This is a genomic window from Enterobacter sp. PL1 (assembly GCF_945957325.1).
In the GTDB taxonomy this organism is placed as follows: Bacteria; Pseudomonadota; Gammaproteobacteria; order Enterobacterales; family Enterobacteriaceae; genus Enterobacter; species Enterobacter roggenkampii.
In genome coordinates this window covers 42,249-59,196 of the sequence record NZ_CAMFKT010000020.1, presented here as the reverse complement: position 1 = coordinate 59,196, position 16,948 = coordinate 42,249, and the positions used below count along the sequence as shown (strand labels likewise).

The following is a 16,948-nucleotide window of genomic DNA, read 5'->3' as shown; positions in this document are numbered from 1 at the left end:
GTTATTTGTTCAGCTGAAACAGAGACATGCCCTGCATATCGCTAAACGCTTTATAAGACGCCTGCAAGGCCGCCTGCTGCATGGTGTAAGAGGAAATTGCCGCATTCCAGTCAACGTCCACAAGGTCACTCATTTGCGAAGTCTGTGCGAGTGACCGGTCGTTACTCAGTGTGTTCAGTTTATCCAGTTCGTTAAGTTTGGTACCCAAATCGGCCCGTACAGTTAATACATTATCAAGCGAGTTACGCAACCCCCGGTTCGCAGCATCAATGGCTGCATTTTCCTGATCGACCTTCGCTTGATCGTCACCGACCGGTGTGTTCAACGAGGTGATAGCATTATCCAGTATCTTGAATAAATTCTTTTCAGGTGTTCCACCACCCGGCTCCGGTGTTGCATTGCTGGTAAACGTGGCGAAAACCTCTGTGCCAGTGTGGCTGATTTGCATATTTCGTGCAGAATCCACCTGTTGGTTAACTGGGGTAGTACCACCGATATAATTGCCGCTGGTTTGGTCAAAAGCGACATTCTCCGTCTTGTACCCTGCGAAGATATATCGTCCATTACCGTCAGTGCTGTTGGCGAGGTTCATAAGCTGATCGCGTATGCCTTGCAGGTCTGTCGCCAGAGATGCCCGATCGCTGTCACTTAATGTCCCATTCCTCGCATAAACGACTTTTTCCTGAGCGCTCTGAATGGCCGTTGTAACCTGTGAAAGGACACTCTCCTCAAGCGATACTTTCTGCGTTGCAAAGGTACGCGCAAGATCGAATTGGCTATTCTGCGCCTGAGCCTGTGATAGAACAATCGCCTGCGACGCCGCGATAGGATCGTCCGACGGACGATTAACGCGCTTACCGGTGGACATTTGTTCCCCGAAATTTAGCCATTTGCTTTGGGAATCGGTGATCCCCCGCATGTTCTGGTCGTACATCATTTGGGTGCTAATACGCATTGTTCACCTCAACCTTAGCGAATATTGATAATTGCGTCGAAGAGCGTACTAGCAGTTTGTAACACCTGCGCGTTGGCAAGGTAATACTGCTGATAACGCTGCAAATTGCCATACTCTTCGTCGAGGTTTACCCCTGAGATGGACTGCTGTTGTTTGGTTAACTGTGTTTCCACATTCGCTTTCGTCTGGCTGCTCACCTTCAGTGACGCCGTTGAGCTACCGACTGTACTGACGAGAGAGGCATACGCATCGTTAAAGGTTTTATTCCCACCCACAACTTTCGCGTTTTGAAGATCAAGCAGTTTCTGGCCATTACGGTTATCACTTTCGCCGCCGTTCTGCACTGACGCCATCGCCAGTTTGGACTCGTCGCTGATCGCCAGATCCATGTTCATGATGACGTCGGAAACTGGCTTCACGGTAAAGCTGTCTTTGGTATTTGCCGTGCCGCTCACGTTGACGTTAAGACCATCAAACGACAGGTTGCCGCTAGCATCCGGGCTCATCGTAAAGCTGGTTTTGTCTGATGTACGGGTGATCGTCCAGTCAGTGCCGTTGAACTGCAGCTTATAGTCTGTCGCCTGGACCTGTTTGCTGTCGGTCACAGAGGCCGTAACAACCGCCGACCCGCCGTTCTTGCTGTTGGACAGCACCGCCGGAGAACCAAAGTTGAACAGCTTACCGCCCGCATCACCGTTAGCGTCAAAGCCGGCTTCATGCTGCGTGTTCATCGAATCGGCAAAGGCCAGCGCCATCTGGTTCAGGGTGTTACGAGCTTTATCCAGATCTTCCGTGCGGAAGGTCAGTAAACCGCCCAAAGAACCGGTGGTGATCATCTTTTCCGGGATCTCTACGTTCCCGGCCACGTCATCGACATAGGCCACGGTGGTACGGGACGGATCGGCGCTGGACTTCACGGCCGCCAGCTGGTTAGCTTTGCTGCCCTGCACCAGGCTGTAACCGTTGCCGAAAGAGATGTTATACGTGCCGCTATCCTGAACAGACACTTCCACGCCGACGATTTTGTTCAGCTCAGTGACGAGCTGATCGCGCTGGTCAAGCAGATCGTTAGGCGATGCGCCCGCACCGACGCCGGTCAGACGGGAAATCTGATCGTTCAGGTTGGCAATCTGTTTGGCATAGTTGTTGATCTGCGACACGCTGGTTGAAATCGCGGTGTTCACCTGCGTATCCTGGTCACGAAGATACTGATCGTTGGTTTTGAACTGATTGACCAGACCGCCCGCTTTACCCAGCACCGTCTGACGCGCTGCCGGATCTTCCGCGTTGCTCACCAGCGTTTGCAGGCTTTTGAAGAAGTCCTGCAGCGTGGTGGAGAGCGAGTTGGTGGTATCGGAGAGCACATCGTCGATTTTTGACATCTGTTGATAGCGCGTCGTCAGGCCGCTGCTCTGCGTCTGCGCGGCGCGCAGCTGATTGGTGATGAAGGCGTCATACTCACGCTGGACACCGGAGACATACACCCCGTTACCCACCCAGCCACCGCCGGTCAGCGTGCTGTTAGATGCGCCCAGCACCGTGGTCTGGCGGGTATAGCCTGCCACGTTATAGCTTGAAATATTATTACTGACGGTATTGAGTGCCGACTGCGCAGCACTGAGGCCACTCATGGCGCTGTTAATCAAACTGGACATGGGGGTTCCTTTTATACGTTCAGACACGAGTCCTGATGAAGGTTATCGGCAACCTCCACCGGGACTTGAGAACTTTCAGAACAGATTTTCAATATCTGTGCTATAGGCTTTGCTGACCTTCTCGCCCATGGATTTCAGCTGCTGGATCATGCTGGTGAGCTTGCGCGCGTAGTTCGGGTCGGTCGCGTAGCCCGCGTTTTGCAGCGCCTGAGCGCCCTGCTCCGCCGTCGCCGCCTGCGTCACGGCGGTATAGCGCGGATTTCGGCTCAGCAGGCCAACATAATCGGACAAGGCTTCCAGATACGAGCTGTAGACGCGGAATTTGGCTTTGACCTTCACCGCCGCACCGTTCTCGTATTCGGTGGTTGTGATCTCCGTAGTTGGCCCCTTCCAGCTGGAGGTGGCTTTCACACCGAAGATGTTGAAGCTCGGTTCGCCGTTTTCCTTGCGGATCTGGCGCTGACCCCAGCCCGACTCCAGCGCGGCCTGCGCCAGAATCAGGTGATGCGGCACGCCGCTCTGTTCGCTGGCAAGGCGCGCAGGCAGAGAAAGCTGCGCCAGGAAGTCTTTGCTGTCACCGGAGAGCGGCTCATCGCCGCTGCCCGTGGCTTTCGGCATGGCTTTACGCACCATTTGCGTCAGAGCCTGGTTCTGATAGCTGGTCACCGTTTCCAGGTCGAATTTCATCGGTACCTGCTGCGGCTGCTCCTGAGGCTGAATGCCCTGCGCCGCTTCGGTCTGCTTGACAATCATGTCAGCCAGACCGAGGCCTTTCCCGGCGGTCATCTGCTGCGCAATCTGCTGGTCATACATGCTGGTGTAGAGACGCGTTGAATCGCTGCTGAACATCCCGTCTTTCGGCAGGGTTTCGCGCATGCTTTTCAGCATCATCTGTACAAACATCCCTTCCACCTGGCGGGCGACCGGGCGGATATTCGCCGCCGGGTCTTTACCTGCTTTGGTTTTCAGTTCGTTGAGCGACTGGGCGTCCCAGGCTGCACTGGTCAACAATTTGCTATCGGTCAGCATTAAATGATTTCCAGTTTGGCGCGCAGGCAGCCCGCGCTTTGCATCGATTGCAGGATGGACATCAGATCCATCGGCGTTGCCCCCAGGGCGTTCAGGGCGCGCACCACGCTGTTCAGGTTGGCGCTTGATCGCACGCTCTGTAAAGACCCACCGCTCTGACGTAAATCAATCTGCGTTTGCGGGGTTACCACCGTCTGACCACCGCCAAACGGCGTATCCGGCTGGCTCACGTTCGCGGAGCGGTTTACCGTCACCGACAGGTTCCCCTGCGCCACGGCACAGCTGTCGAGCGACACTTCCCGGTTCATCACCACCGAGCCCGTACGGGAGTTGATGATCACCTTCGCATCCTGGACCGGAACGTTCACTTCCATATTCTGGATATCGGCCAGCATGCGCACCTGATTGCTGCTGCCGGTAGAGGTACGGATCTGCACGGTGCGCGCATCGAGTGCCGTGGCATTACCGTAGCCGCGGCTGCGGTTGATGGTATCGGCAATCTGCTGCGCCATCGTGAAGTCTTCATTATTGAGCTGCAGGTTAATGGTGTTGCCCGCGCCAAACTGGGTCGGCAGTTCACGCTCAATGATCGCCCCGTTGGTAATCCGTCCGCCGTTGAGCTGGTTCACCTGCACGCTGCTTCCGCCTGCGGATGCACCGGCACCGCCGACCAGAATGTTCCCCTGCGCCAGCGCATAAACCTGGCTGTCGACGCCTTTAAGCGGGGTCATCAGCAGCGTACCGCCGCGCAGGCTTTTGGCGTTACCCATTGAGGAGACTACCACGTCAATGGTCTGTCCCTGACGCGCAAACGCCGGGTAGGATGCGGTGACCATTACTGCCGCCACGTTTTTCAGCTGCATGTTAGTTCCCGCCGGCACGGTAATGCCGAGCTGGGAAAGCATGTTGTTCAGACTTTGGGTGGTAAAGGGGGTCTGGGTCGTCTGGTCACCGGTACCGTCCAGCCCCACCACCAGGCCATAGCCAATCAGCGAGTTTTCACGCACGCCCTGAACGCTGGTGAGATCGCGAATACGGTCAGCCTGGGCAAAGGTAGCCACCAGCGCGAGCGCCACGGCGAAGATCGATTTAAACATGGGTCACCTCGCTTACATCGGCGATAAGTTAAGGAAGAAGCGCTGCAGCCAACCCATATTCTGCGCTTCATTAATGTAGCCGTTACCGACGTACTCAATGCGCGCATCCGCCACCTGGGTGGACGGAACGGTGTTGGTGCCGCTGATGGTGCGAGGGTTAACCACGCCCGAGAAGCGAATGAATTCAGTGCCCTGGTTGATGGCGATCTGTTTTTCACCCACAACGTGTAAGTTGCCGTTAACCAGTACCTGGTCAACCGTGACCGTCAGCGTGCCGCTGAAGGTGTTGCTGGCGTTCGCGCCACCTTTACCGTTAAAGGTGTTGCCGCCAGAGGCATCGACATCAGCACGCGCGTTGCCGAACAGTCCCTGCAGGTAGCGCGGAACGGTATCGAAGCCAAAATTCGTTTTGCCATCACGGCTGGCGTTCGCCGACGAGCTCTTGCTCGCGCTGACGTTTTCCTGCAGCACAATGGTCAATGTATCGCCGACGTTACGCGGGCGGCGATCTTCAAACAGCGGCTGATAGCCGTAATTAATCGGCTGCGCGGTCTGGAAAATGGAGCCGTTGACTACTGGCGCAGGGCCAGGAACGGGTTGGGCAGTCGTCGCACCCTGGACCAAAGGTTTAGACGGGATCCAGGCACACCCGCTGAGGGTGACGGCCAGAACAGTCAGTATCGGATAACGAAACGCCGCGTTTTTTTGCATTGCCTTCATCTTCGAAAACAGGGAGCCGGCGCGGCGTTTACCGCACCGGGCTACACCTTAGAGTTGCGTCAGTTTCTGCAGCATCTGGTCGGTTGTCGACACTGCTTTACTGTTAATTTCATACGCGCGCTGAACCTGGATCATATTCACCAGCTCTTCCGCCACGTTCACGTTGGAGGTTTCAACATAGCCCTGATACAGCAGGCCCGCGCCGTTCAGGCCCGGAGTGCTCTCATTTGGCGTCCCGGAGGATTGCGTCTCGGTGTAGAGGTTCTCACCAATGCTTTCCAGACCGGTATCGTTCATGAAGGTGGTCAGGTTGAGCTGCCCAACCTGAACCGGCGCAGCCTGCCCCTGCTGGGTTACGCTGACCACACCGTCACGTCCGATGGTAATGCTCAGGGCGTTCGCCGGGATGGTAATCGCAGGCTGAACCTGGAAACCGCCCGCCGTCACCAGCTGGCCGTTCTGATCGACCTGGAACGAGCCGTCGCGGGTGTAGGCAGAAGTCCCGTCAGGCAGCTGCACCTGGAAGAAGCCCTGGCCTTTGATCGCCACGTCTTTGCTGTTGTTGGTCTGAGACAGGTTGCCCTGGCTGTGCAGACGCTCGGTCGCCACCGGACGAACACCGGTACCGATCTGCAGGCCCGATGGCAGCGTCGTCTGTTCAGAAGACTGCGCGCCCGGCTGGCGGATGGTTTGATAAAGCAAATCTTCGAAAACGGCGCGTTGACGCTTGAAACCATTGGTGCTCACGTTTGCCAGGTTGTTGGCAATCACGTCCATATTGGTTTGCTGGGCGTCCAGGCCAGTTTTCGCGATCCATAAAGAACTGATCATAAGGAATCCTGTTAGCTCATAGCCAGAAGTTGGTTAGCCTTGCCCGCGTTTTCATCGACGCTGCTGATGATCTTCATCTGCATTTCAAAACGACGGGCGCTGGCGATCATGTCGGTCATGGCTTCGACCGGCTTGACGTTACTGCCTTCCAGAACACCGGACATCACGCGGATGCTCGGATCGGCCTGTAAGGTGGCCCCCCGCGTCGCCTGCGCCGCCTGGGTCAGACGGAACATGCCGTCGTCGCCACGCTGCACCTCTTTGCCTTCCGCCTTGACCAGCTTCAGACGACCGACGGGCGCAACGGTATTTGCCGGGTCGCCCGGGTTGAGCGCCGAAATGGTGCCGTCCGCAGCGATAGTCAGCTCAGAACCTTCCGGTACGGTCAGCGGACCCGCTTCCCCCATCACCGGATGCCCCTGAATCGTCAGCTGGCCCGTCGCGCTCACCTGGATGTTCCCGTTACGGGTATAGCCTTCGCTACCGTCCGCCGTTTGCACCGCCAGCCAGCCGTCCTGCTGCAGAGCCACGTCCAGCGGGCGTGAGGTGTAATCCATCTGCCCTGGCGTCATATCGGCGCCAGGGGTTGATGCGGTCACCAGCGTACGGGTCGGCAGGGAAAGTCCTTCTACCGGCACCGCGCGCAGCGCATTAAGCTGCGCGCGAAAGCCCGGCGTTGAGGCGTTTGCCAGGTTGCTGGCGGTAACGGCCTGCTGATTGAGCGTCTGACTTGCCGCGCCCATCGCGGTATATATTGCGTGATCCATTGCGCTTTCCTGTTAGCCGCTTAACGCAGGTTAACCAGCGTGTTGAGGATTTGATCCTGGGTTTTGATGGTCTGCGCGTTCGACTGATAGTTACGCTGCGCGACGATCATGTTCACCAGCTCTTTACTCAGATCGACGTTAGAGGCTTCCAGCGCACCGTTGGTCAGCGTGCCGAAGTTACCGCTTCCGGCAGTACCCAGCAGCGCCACGCCGGAGGACTGGGTGGCAGACCAGACGTTGTCGCCTTCCGATTTCAGACCTTCGTTGTTGGCGAAGTTTGCCAGCACGATCTGGCCCAGAACCTGGGTCTGCTCATTGGAATAGTTACCGACCACAGTGCCGTCGTCATTGATTTGGTAGCTCACCAGGTCGCCTGGTTTAAAACCATTCTGGCTGGTCGCGACGATATTGTTCGCGCCGGTGTTCTGCTGCATGGAGTTAGCAAAACTCATGGCGAAGGTTGCTGGCGTCGCACCTGGGATGGTCGCGGTAGTGATGTTGATATTTCCACCACCGGTCAGCGTACCGTTATTATCGAAGGTCAGCGTGGTGGCGAGTGCCGCCGTGCTGCCTGCGACGCTACCGTCCTGGGCATACACTTTCCAGGAGTTAGCCGGGGTCGCATCTTTGACATAAAACAGGTTCATGTTGTGCGCATTACCCTGGCTATCAAAGACGGTCACCGTACCTTTTTTGTTGTACGTGTCCGGGTTAGCCGGATCAAAGGCGGTGGTCGGCGCGGTATCGGTGGAATTCAGGTTAATCTGCTGGGAAGCCGTGGTGGTGGACTTCGCGGCCATCAACGTGGTTGGGATATTAATGACCTGTGGGTTCGCCCCGGTCTGAACCGTTGATGGCGTCCCGGCAACCGGATAACCGGTTAACTGCATCCCCTGCATGTTCACCAGGTTACGGTTTTCATCGAGCTTGAACTGGCCGTTACGGCTGTAGAACACAGAACCGTTGGAGTCGACCATACGGAAGAAACCGTTCTGGCTGATGGCAACGTCCAGGCCGCGACCGGTGTTGGTGGTGGTGCCGTCGCTAAAGTCCTGCGTGATGCCCGCAACTTTCACGCCCAGGCCGACTTTGGAACCGGCAAACATGTCTGCAAAGGAAGCAGAACCGGATTTAAAACCATAGGTCGCGGAGTTGGCGATGTTGTTGCCAATGACGTCCAGGTTGGTGGCCGCAGCATTCAGGCCGCTGACCGCTTGAGAAAAGGCCATGACTTACTCCTGATAAGTGTTAAGGCTTAGATAATCTGCCGAACTTCGTCGAGTGTGGTGGAACCAGAGGTTCCCAAATCCAGTTTGTTGCCGTCGCTTCCTTTAATCACGCCCTGGACCAGCGCGAACTGCAGCGGCTGCGCCACCAGCTGGGTCGTCCCGTTGCTGGCGCTGATCGCGACTTTGTAAGCACCGTTTGGTGCTTTCGTGCCGTCGGTCAGGCTGCCATCCCACGTAAAGGTGTGAACGCCCGCCTTCAGCTCACCGATATCAATGGTGCGCACGACCGTGCCGTTGCTGTCGGTAATGGTTGCGGTAACTTTCTCCGCCGCCTGCTGCAGCTCAACGCCAAACGGCGTTGTGGTCGTTGTAGTGTTGCCTTCGGTAGTGCTGGTGCCTGCCAGAATCGTGGTTCCCGGGATCATCACCCCGTGGCCAATCAGGCTTGCCGCCTGCAGAGACTGGGCGCTATTAATCTGTCCAGAGACGGAACCAAGGGTGGTGTTGAGTTTCTCAATGCCGCTAACGGTGCTGATCTGCGCAAGCTGCGTGGTCAGTTCGTTGTTCTGCATCGGGTTAGTGGGGTCCTGGTTCTTAAGCTGCGCCACCAGCAGCGTCAGAAAGCTGCCCTGAAGATCGGCGGCGTTACTCCCCGTCAGGGAGTTAGAACCCGTCGTACTCTTTGTGTTGTTAACACCCGAGTTCGTCGGATCATTCACATTTACGGCGATGGACATGCATGTCTCCTTTACTGGCCGAGAGTGAGTGTTTTGAGCATCATGCTCTTCACGGTATTAAGCACTTCGACGTTGGCCTGGTAGCTACGGGAAGCCGACATGGAGTTCACCATCTCACCCACCACATCCACGTTTGGCATCTTCACGTATCCGCTGGCATCCGCCAGTGGGTTACCCGGCTCATACACCAGTCTGTCCGGGGCCTGGCTCTCCACCACATCCGAGACCTTCACGCCGCCCGTCGCCGCGCCTGGCGCAGCATCGACCTGAAAGACAACCTGTTTGGCACGATAAGGCTGGCCGTCGGGTCCGGTGACGCTGTCGGCGTTCGCGAGGTTACTGGCGGCCACGTTCAGGCGCTTGGACTGTGCGGTTAACGCCGAACCGGCGATATCAAAAATATTCAGCAAGGCCATCTATCAGTTCCCCCCCTGCAGGACGTTCATCATGCCTTTGATTTGTCCGCCGAGTACGGTCAGGCCCGTCTGGTATTTCAGGCTGTTGTCGGCAAACTGGGTACGCTCCCGGTCCATATCCACGGTGTTACCGTCGAGTGAGGGCTGATCGGGAATGCGATAAAGTAAATCGGTCGCTGGCGCGGTCATCGCCTGAGCAGGAATATGGCGAGAGGATGTCATGGCAAGTGCAACACCCGTTCCTTCGGCACGTCCACGCTCCATCACCTTTTTGAGTTCACTGGAAAAATCAATATCGCGCGCCTGATACCCCGGGGTATCGGCGTTAGCGATATTGGCGGCTAAAATCTCCTGCCGCTGGGCGCGTAAGTTGAGCGCTTCCTGCTGAAAACGTAACGCGGCGTCGAGTTTATCGAGCATGTCTCCTCCGCTGATGGCAAAATTTCAGTTCACAGCTTAAATCTCACCCGGTCTCCCCTATCGACGGAATAAGCGCAAAATGCGTCGCTATTTATTCCGTTGATGCAAAACCACTGCAGGTAGAATTCGTTCAACTCTGGAAACGGTGGAACTTGCGATGCAAACGTTAAAACGTGGTCTGGTGGCGACTCTCTTGCTGTTAAGCCCTCTGGCGCAGGCTGAAGGGTTACAGGATCGGCTAACGGCTTTTTTTGCCGAAAAACTGGCAGGCTTTAGCGATGACGTGACCGTTACCGTGCGCACGCCACCGAATCTGTACCCGACGTGCGACCAGCCGTCCTTCAGCGTGGTAGGGTTCACAAAGCTCTGGGGGAATGTGAACGTGCTGGCACGCTGCGCCAACGAAAAACGCTATTTACAGGTTGCCGTTCAGGCGACGGGCAATTATGTTGTCGCCGCCGTGCCCATTGCGCGCGGCAGCGTACTGCAGACAAACAGCGTGACCTTGAAGCGCGGCCGTCTGGATCAGCTGCCGCCACGCACCATGCTGGATATTAACCAGGCTCAGGACGCCGTCAGCCTGCGCGACGTCGCGCCAGGCCAGCCGATACAGATCTCCATGCTGCGTCAGGCATGGCGGGTAAAAGCAGGCCAACAGGTGATGGTGGTGGCCAACGGAGATGGCTTTAGCATCAACAGTGAAGGGAAAGCGTTGAACAATGCCGCGGTGGCGCAAAACGCCCGCGTCAGAATGTCCTCAGGCCAGGTGGTGAGCGGAACCGTCGATGCTGATGGGAATATTCTGATTAACCTATAATCTTTTTAAAGATTTCGCGGCGCGTGCCGATAAATATTCCACTAATGATGATGTCAGGCGCAAACGCCGCGAACCCTCGATGAGGACAACACTATGAGCATTGATCGTACATCAGCCCTGAAGCCGGTAAGCGCTGTACAACCTCGCGAAACGAATGACGCAACGGCGCAGAAAACGCGTCTGGAGAAACCGTCAACGTCCAACAGCACCAGCGTGACCCTGAGCGACGCGCAGGCAAAACTGATGCAGCCGGGCAGCAACGATATCAATATGGAACGTGTTGAAGCGCTGAAAACGGCTATTCGTAACGGTGAGCTGAAAATGGACACCAGCAAAATCGCTGACGCCCTGATTCAGGAAGCACAGAGTTTCTTACAGAGTAACTAACCGTATGAGTCGACTGTCAGAAATACTGGATCAAATGACGGTTGTCCTGAACGACCTGAAAACGGTAATGGACGCTGAACAGCAGCATCTCTCTTCCGGTCACATCAACGGCAGCGCGCTGCAGCGTATTACTGAAGACAAAAGTTCGCTTCTGGCAACGCTGGATTATCTGGAACAACAGCGACGCGCTGAGCAAGATCCTAAGCGCAGCGCCAATGACGATATTATTGAGCGCTGGCAGACCATTACCGAAAAAACTCAGCACCTGCGCGATCTTAACCAGCATAACGGCTGGCTACTGGAAGGGCAGATTGAGCGTAATCAGCAGGCGCTTGAGGTGTTGAAACCGCATAAAGAAACCGGTCTGTACGGTGCGGATGGTCAGACGGCGACGGCGCGTATTGCAGGTGTGAAAAAGATTTCGATTTGACGCATAAGCGACTAATCATGCAGTGGGGAGCACCATGAGGTGAACTCCCCTTTTGGCGTTTATGCCGTCCGGCGGGCAAACTCTTTGACTTTGAAACCCAGCACCGCGAGCGTGGCAAAGTACGCCACCACACCAACGCACACCACGGCCATCAGGCGCATCAGACGATAAGGCATCGTGCCCAGGGACCACTCCGGCATCACGTGCATCATGCCAAGCAGCGCGGCAGACATCACCAATACCGCAACGATCAGACGCACCAGGAAACTGCCCCACCCCGGCTGCGGCGTGAAAATATCCTGCTTGCGCAGCTGCCAGTACAGCAGCCCGGCATTCAGACAGGCCGCCAGACCAATCGATAATGACAGGCCGGCATGTTTCAGCGGACCAATAAACGCCAGGTTCATCAGCTGCGTCATAATCAGCGTCACGATGGCAATTTTTACCGGCGTTTTGATGTCCTGACGCGAGTAAAAGCCCGGCGCCAGCACTTTCACCACGATCAGCCCCATCAGTCCCACCGAGTAGGCAATCAGCGCGCGCTGGGTCATGGCGGCATCGAAGGCAGTGAATTTCCCGTACTGGAAGAGCGACACCGTCAGCGGTTTGGCCAGAATACCCAGCGCCACCGCGCTTGGCAGGGCCAGCAGGAAGCAGAGACGCAGGCCCCAGTCCATCAGGCGGCAATACTCATCATGATTGCCGCTGGCAAAACTTTTCGACAGCGACGGCAGCAGGATGGTCCCCAGCGCCACGCCCAGCACCCCGGACGGAAACTCCATCAGGCGGTCGGCGTAGTACATCCAGGAAACCGAGCCGGACACCAGGAACGAGGCAAAGATGGTATTGATAATCAGCGAGATCTGGCTGACGGAGACGCCGAGAATGGCGGGCCCCATTTGCTTGATGACGCGCATCGCCCCGGCATCTTTGAGGTTGATGCGCGGCAGCACCAGCATGCCGATTTTTTTCAGGTGCGGCAGCTGATACGCCAGCTGCAGCACGCCGCCGACGGTGACCGCCCAGGCCAGCGCCAGCACCGGCGGGTTGAAGTGCGGGGCGGCGAACAGGGCAAAGCCGATCATGCTGACGTTAAGAAACGTCGGCGCAAACGCCGGTACAGAGAAGCGGTTCCAGGTATTGAGGATCGCCCCTACCAGCGAGGCCAGCGAGATCAGCAGAATATAGGGGAAAGTAATGCGCAACAGCTGCGAGGTCAGGGCAAACTTGTCGGCCGTATCGGCAAAGCCGGGCGCGGTCACCATAATCACCCAGGGCGCGGCCAGCATCCCGAGGACGGTCACCACCGCCAGCGCCAGCGTCAGGAGGCCGGAGACATAAGACACAAAGACGCGCGTGGCGTCCTCGCCCTGCTTGCTTTTATATTCTGCCAGGATCGGGACGAATGCCTGGGAAAACGCCCCTTCCGCAAAAATACGACGCAGCAGGTTCGGTAATTTGAACGCGACGAAAAAGGCGTCCGTGGCCATCCCTGCACCAAATACCCTTGCCACAATGGCGTCGCGCGCAAAACCCAGCACGCGGGAAAACATGGTCATCGAGCTGACGGCCGCCAGCGATTTTAATAAGTTCATTAACGTGAATTTCCAGAACCATACGGATTTCCAGGACGGGCAAGCGTAAGCGCCACCCGGCAAAGCCTACAAGCGGCGCTTAGTCTACCCGGATTTCAACGAATTACTATCCGCAGATGTTACAGCGAGTTATTCACTCATGGCCTCGCGCCAGAGCCTTTCCACAATGCGCTGCGCCATGATGGCCTGCTCGCCGGACGTTTCAGGAACCGTCTGATTTTGCACGCAGGTGATGAAATGGCGGGCGCAACCGGCAAAACCGCGCTGTTCAAGCGTGCTCTGCCAGCCAGGCGCGGGGAGCGTCATCACGCCGCTGCCCTTCTCTTCCCGCCATTCACGCATGTCGGTAATGTCGTACAACGCCCCGTCGGTGACGGCCTGGACGCATTCTCGCTGGCTGCCGGCACGACGATGCATGCTGGTCGTGATCTGCAGATGGTCAATCGCGAAATGGTGTTCTGCGTAGACCATTTCACCCTGCTCGTTCGTGAGCAGCGTGCCACTTTGCAGCTGCGCGTTACTACCGGCGAGCCACAGCGCCGTATCCACAACGTGGAGATAATCATCCAGCAGCGTGAAGCGCAGATCGTTTGGCCCGATGCTGTCCGTGCGGTGCTTATCCATCCGCAGCGAGGCAAGCGTGCCCGACTGTGCCTTAAGCTGCTGGTAAAGGGGCGCGAAGCGGCGGTTGAAGCCGACCATCAGCGTCAGTTTTTTACGCGCCGCCAGCTCAATCAGGCGTTCCGCGTCCGGAACATTTTCCGCCAGCGGTTTATCCACGCAAACGTGAACGCCCGCATTGAGCAGCTCGCTCACGACCTGATAGTGGGTAGACGTTGAGGTATGCACAAAGACCGCATCGCACTCGCGGGCCAGATCCTGAAGCGACGCCGCATACGGCATACGCCAGGTTTCGCAGATCCGCTCGGCCTTCTCGCGCGTGGGTGACCATGCCCCTTGCAGCGTCCAGTCCGTCGCTGCCCCCAGAACCGGCAGCCAGGCTTTTTGTGCAATACCGCCCAGCCCTACTACGCCAATGCGTAATTTTTTCACCGTCAGTCTCCCAAATGTGCCAGCAGGGCATCCAGACGCTGTTTCAGCCCGGCGACCTCGTCTTCCAGCGCCGCTACGCGGGCAACCAAATCATCATCTACGGCCGTTATGTCGGTTGCGCTGGATTTAACTGAACTATCAACGTCACCGCTGAACAGGTGCATATAGCGGCTTTCACGCTTGCCCGGCTCGCGCGCCAGACGCACCACGTAAGGACCGTCTTCACGCGCGGCCAGCCCTTCGAGGGTCTGCTCGACCTCCTGCATATCGCTGAACTCATGCATGCGGGAAGCGCGCGTGCGCAGTTCTCCCGGCGTTTGCGCCCCGCGCAACAACAGCGTGGTGATGACCGCCACTTCCGCACTGCTCAGCTTCAGGTCACCAAATTCGGAGTTACAGAAGCGCTGTTCGTATTTGGTCACGCGGTTGCCGAAGCCGCTGACGGTGCGCAGATAGTGGCGTTTGACCAGCGCATCCAGCACGTCCTGAACCTCATGCTCGCTGAGGTTCATCACCGGCTCGCGGTTGGTTTTCTGGTTGCAGGCCATGGTCACGGCGTTGACGGACAGCGGATACTGCTCCGGCGTGGTGACCTGTTTTTCGAGTAAGCACCCAATCACGCGCGCTTCTGTACCGTTTAGCTGATACTTCATCTTTTCTCCTTAACGACCTGCAGTCCAGTCCCGGGTGGTTAATGCCGTCAGAACGTGGTCGCGCCACTCTCCGTCTATCAGCAGATAGTCTTTGGCGTAACCCTCTTTCTCGAACCCTAAACGCGCCAGCAGATTTCCGCTGCGCTGGTTATGCGGCATATAGTTCGCCATAATGCGATGAATGTGCTGGGTGCGTTGCATATAGCGGATCGCTACCGTCAGCGCCTCGTACATCAGCCCCTGCCCCTGCCACTTCTGGCCGATGGAGTAGCCCAGGTAGCAGGCGTGAAACGATCCCCGCACCACGTTTGAAAAATTGGCGATCCCGATAATCTCTTTCTCTTCAGGATCCAGCAGCGCGAAATAAAACGCGCTGCCCTGCTTGTGAAATTCCGTAATCATGCTGAGGCGCGCCTGCCAGCCGGAAGGGTAACAATGGCTCTCATCCCGAACGGGTTCCCAGGGTTTTAAAAACTGGCGATTCTCGGCGTAATAATCCGCCAGACGCCAGGCATCACGCTCATGCACCAGACGAACGACCAGCCTGTCCGTTGTCAGACGCACTTTTGGCACATTACTGCGATAGCCAAACATCGATACCACTCCTTCCCGTCACTTCAGCTTGCCCATTAGCTTTACTATACCTGCGCCTGCGCCGTCTGTGAAAACAGTGACATACCATTTTCACCTCTTTTCACATTTTTCGATGAGAACTCTCTATCAAAGCACCCTTTTGATAAAAAAATATTGTCACGTGCAGGGGTGGGAAAAAACGCGGCGACACCGCAGAATGTTAGCGTGCTCACCATCTTATTTTCCCTGGAGGGAAAATGTCCCGCGTATCACAGGCCAGGAGCCTGGGTAAATATTTCCTGCTCGTCGATAACATGCTGGTCGTGCTCGGCTTTTTTGTCGTTTTTCCGCTTATTTCGATCCGCTTTGTCGATCAGATGGGCTGGGCGGCATTAATGGTCGGCATTGCCCTGGGGCTACGCCAGTTTGTCCAGCAGGGCCTGGGCGTCTTTGGCGGGGCTATCGCCGACCGCTTTGGCGCGAAACCGATGATCGTCACCGGTATGCTGCTGCGCGCGGCAGGGTTTGCCACGATGGCGGTCGCCCAGGAGCCCTGGCTGCTCTGGTTCTCCTGTTTCCTCTCCGGTATCGGGGGCACGCTGTTCGATCCGCCACGCACCGCGCTGGTGGTAAAGCTGATTCGCCCGCAGCACCGCGGCCGTTTCTTCTCGATTCTGATGATGCAGGACAGTGCCGGGGCGGTTATCGGCGCCCTGCTGGGAAGCTGGCTGCTGCAGTATGATTTCCGTCTGGTCTGCGCGGCTGGGGCGGTGCTCTTTATGCTGTGCGCGCTGTTTAATGGCCTGTTCCTGCCGGCGTGGAAACTGTCAACGGTGAAAGCGCCGGTTCGCGAAGGGCTGGGCCGCGTCCTGCGCGACAGACGTTTTGTCACCTATGTGTTGACCCTGACGGGATATTACATGCTGGCCGTGCAGGTCATGCTGATGCTGCCGATCATGGTTAACGACATTGCCGGTACCCCTGCGGCGGTGAAATGGATGTACGCCATCGAAGCCTGCCTGTCGTTAACGCTCCTCTATCCGATTGCCCGCTGGAGCGAGCGGCGTTTTCGCCTGGAGCATCGCCTGATGGCCGGACTGTTCCTGATGACGCTGAGCATGATGCCGATCGGCCTGGTGAACACGCTCCAGCAGCTGTTTACGTTGATTTGCACGTTCTATATTGGCTCGATCATCGCCGAGCCTGCCCGCGAAACGCTAAGCGCCTCGCTTGCGGATGCGCGTGCACGCGGCAGCTATATGGGGTTCAGCCGACTGGGGCTGGCGCTTGGCGGGGCATTAGGTTACGCCGGCGGCGGCTGGTTGTTTGATGCTGGCAAAGCGTTAAATCAACCTGAACTTCCGTGGATGATGCTGGGCGTGGTGGGCTTTATGACGCTACTCGCCCTGTGGTGGCAGTTCAGCCAGAAACGCAGCGCGAGCGGCATGCTCGAGCCTGGCGCGTAGCCTTTCCCTCGGGCGGGAGCCCTTCCCGCCCCACTTCTCAGTTTTTTCTGCTGGTTTCTGCCCATTCACGCTGACATACTGGCGTAACAGGACAGAAGCGCCGATTTTTCGTTGAGGA

19 protein-coding genes are annotated in these 16,948 nt (G+C 57.0%); 4 read left to right on the top strand and 15 right to left on the bottom strand.

Annotated elements, in window-relative coordinates; genetic code table 11:
- Position 1 precedes the first annotated feature (1 nt).
- From flgL to flgB, 11 genes are all read right to left on the bottom strand, one after another.
- On the bottom strand, positions 2-955 hold the full coding sequence (gene flgL, locus N6P30_RS17595; RefSeq protein ID WP_023292790.1) for a flagellar hook-associated protein FlgL: 954 nt from the start codon (positions 953-955) through the stop codon (positions 2-4).
- Between the two features lie 14 nt (positions 956-969).
- The gene (gene flgK, locus N6P30_RS17590) at positions 970-2,610 is read right to left on the bottom strand and encodes a flagellar hook-associated protein FlgK (RefSeq protein ID WP_021240766.1); all 1,641 of its coding nucleotides are present in this window, start codon (positions 2,608-2,610) and stop codon (positions 970-972) included.
- Between the two features lie 75 nt (positions 2,611-2,685).
- On the bottom strand, positions 2,686-3,639 hold the full coding sequence (gene flgJ / locus N6P30_RS17585) for a flagellar assembly peptidoglycan hydrolase FlgJ (protein WP_023292791.1): 954 nt from the start codon (positions 3,637-3,639) through the stop codon (positions 2,686-2,688).
- Positions 3,639-4,736, bottom strand: a complete 1,098-nt coding sequence (locus tag N6P30_RS17580; protein ID WP_008500808.1) for a flagellar basal body P-ring protein FlgI — start codon at positions 4,734-4,736, stop codon at positions 3,639-3,641. The genes flgJ and N6P30_RS17580 overlap by 1 nt, the downstream gene beginning before the upstream one ends.
- Positions 4,737-4,748: 12 nt before the next feature.
- Positions 4,749-5,447, bottom strand: coding sequence for a flagellar basal body L-ring protein FlgH (gene flgH / locus N6P30_RS17575; RefSeq protein ID WP_008500809.1), 699 nt, complete (start codon positions 5,445-5,447; stop codon positions 4,749-4,751).
- A gap of 57 nt (positions 5,448-5,504) precedes the next feature.
- Positions 5,505-6,287, bottom strand: a complete 783-nt coding sequence (gene flgG, locus N6P30_RS17570) for a flagellar basal-body rod protein FlgG (RefSeq protein ID WP_008500810.1) — start codon at positions 6,285-6,287, stop codon at positions 5,505-5,507.
- 11 nt (positions 6,288-6,298) lie between these two features.
- Complete coding sequence (locus N6P30_RS17565) at positions 6,299-7,054, bottom strand: flagellar basal body rod protein FlgF (protein WP_008500811.1); 756 nt, start codon at positions 7,052-7,054, stop codon at positions 6,299-6,301.
- 20 nt (positions 7,055-7,074) lie between these two features.
- Positions 7,075-8,283 (bottom strand): flagellar hook protein FlgE, encoded by a 1,209-nt coding sequence (flgE, locus tag N6P30_RS17560; protein WP_008500812.1) that lies wholly within the window; start codon positions 8,281-8,283, stop codon positions 7,075-7,077.
- Between the two features lie 26 nt (positions 8,284-8,309).
- Positions 8,310-9,020 carry a flagellar hook assembly protein FlgD gene (gene flgD / locus N6P30_RS17555; protein WP_021240768.1) on the bottom strand — a complete coding sequence of 237 codons (711 nt, stop codon included), beginning with the start codon at positions 9,018-9,020 and terminating at the stop codon, positions 8,310-8,312.
- A gap of 11 nt (positions 9,021-9,031) precedes the next feature.
- Positions 9,032-9,436, bottom strand: coding sequence for a flagellar basal body rod protein FlgC (gene flgC / locus N6P30_RS17550; protein WP_008500814.1), 405 nt, complete (start codon positions 9,434-9,436; stop codon positions 9,032-9,034).
- Between the two features lie 3 nt (positions 9,437-9,439).
- Positions 9,440-9,856 (bottom strand): flagellar basal body rod protein FlgB, encoded by a 417-nt coding sequence (flgB, locus tag N6P30_RS17545; protein WP_008500815.1) that lies wholly within the window; start codon positions 9,854-9,856, stop codon positions 9,440-9,442.
- A gap of 157 nt (positions 9,857-10,013) precedes the next feature.
- On the opposite strand from flgB, the gene flgA reads away from it, so the two are divergent.
- The 3 genes from flgA (at position 10,014) to flgN (ending at position 11,490) form a co-directional block, all read left to right on the top strand.
- Complete coding sequence (flgA, locus tag N6P30_RS17540) at positions 10,014-10,673, top strand: flagellar basal body P-ring formation chaperone FlgA (RefSeq protein WP_023292792.1); 660 nt, start codon at positions 10,014-10,016, stop codon at positions 10,671-10,673.
- 93 nt (positions 10,674-10,766) lie between these two features.
- Positions 10,767-11,060, top strand: a complete 294-nt coding sequence (gene flgM / locus N6P30_RS17535; protein ID WP_008500817.1) for a flagellar biosynthesis anti-sigma factor FlgM — start codon at positions 10,767-10,769, stop codon at positions 11,058-11,060.
- 4 nt (positions 11,061-11,064) lie between these two features.
- The gene (flgN, locus tag N6P30_RS17530; RefSeq protein WP_008500818.1) at positions 11,065-11,490 is read left to right on the top strand and encodes a flagella biosynthesis chaperone FlgN; all 426 of its coding nucleotides are present in this window, start codon (positions 11,065-11,067) and stop codon (positions 11,488-11,490) included.
- A gap of 59 nt (positions 11,491-11,549) precedes the next feature.
- Here the strand turns inward: flgN and murJ are convergent, their stop codons facing one another.
- The 4 genes from murJ to rimJ form a co-directional block, all read right to left on the bottom strand.
- Positions 11,550-13,085, bottom strand: coding sequence for a murein biosynthesis integral membrane protein MurJ (gene murJ / locus N6P30_RS17525; RefSeq protein ID WP_021240770.1), 1,536 nt, complete (start codon positions 13,083-13,085; stop codon positions 11,550-11,552).
- Between the two features lie 129 nt (positions 13,086-13,214).
- A complete protein-coding gene (locus N6P30_RS17520; protein ID WP_023292793.1) occupies positions 13,215-14,138 on the bottom strand; it encodes a Gfo/Idh/MocA family protein in 924 nt (307 codons plus the stop codon).
- Positions 14,139-14,140: 2 nt separating this feature from the next.
- On the bottom strand, positions 14,141-14,791 hold the full coding sequence (locus tag N6P30_RS17515) for a YceH family protein (protein ID WP_021240772.1): 651 nt from the start codon (positions 14,789-14,791) through the stop codon (positions 14,141-14,143).
- Positions 14,792-14,800: 9 nt separating this feature from the next.
- Positions 14,801-15,385: a ribosomal protein S5-alanine N-acetyltransferase gene (gene rimJ / locus N6P30_RS17510; RefSeq protein ID WP_008500822.1), complete on the bottom strand. Its 585-nt coding sequence runs from the start codon at positions 15,383-15,385 to the stop codon at positions 14,801-14,803.
- Positions 15,386-15,621: 236 nt separating this feature from the next.
- On the opposite strand from rimJ, the gene mdtH reads away from it, so the two are divergent.
- Positions 15,622-16,830, top strand: a complete 1,209-nt coding sequence (gene mdtH / locus N6P30_RS17505; protein ID WP_023292794.1) for a multidrug efflux MFS transporter MdtH — start codon at positions 15,622-15,624, stop codon at positions 16,828-16,830.
- The last annotated feature ends 118 nt before the right edge of the window (positions 16,831-16,948 follow it).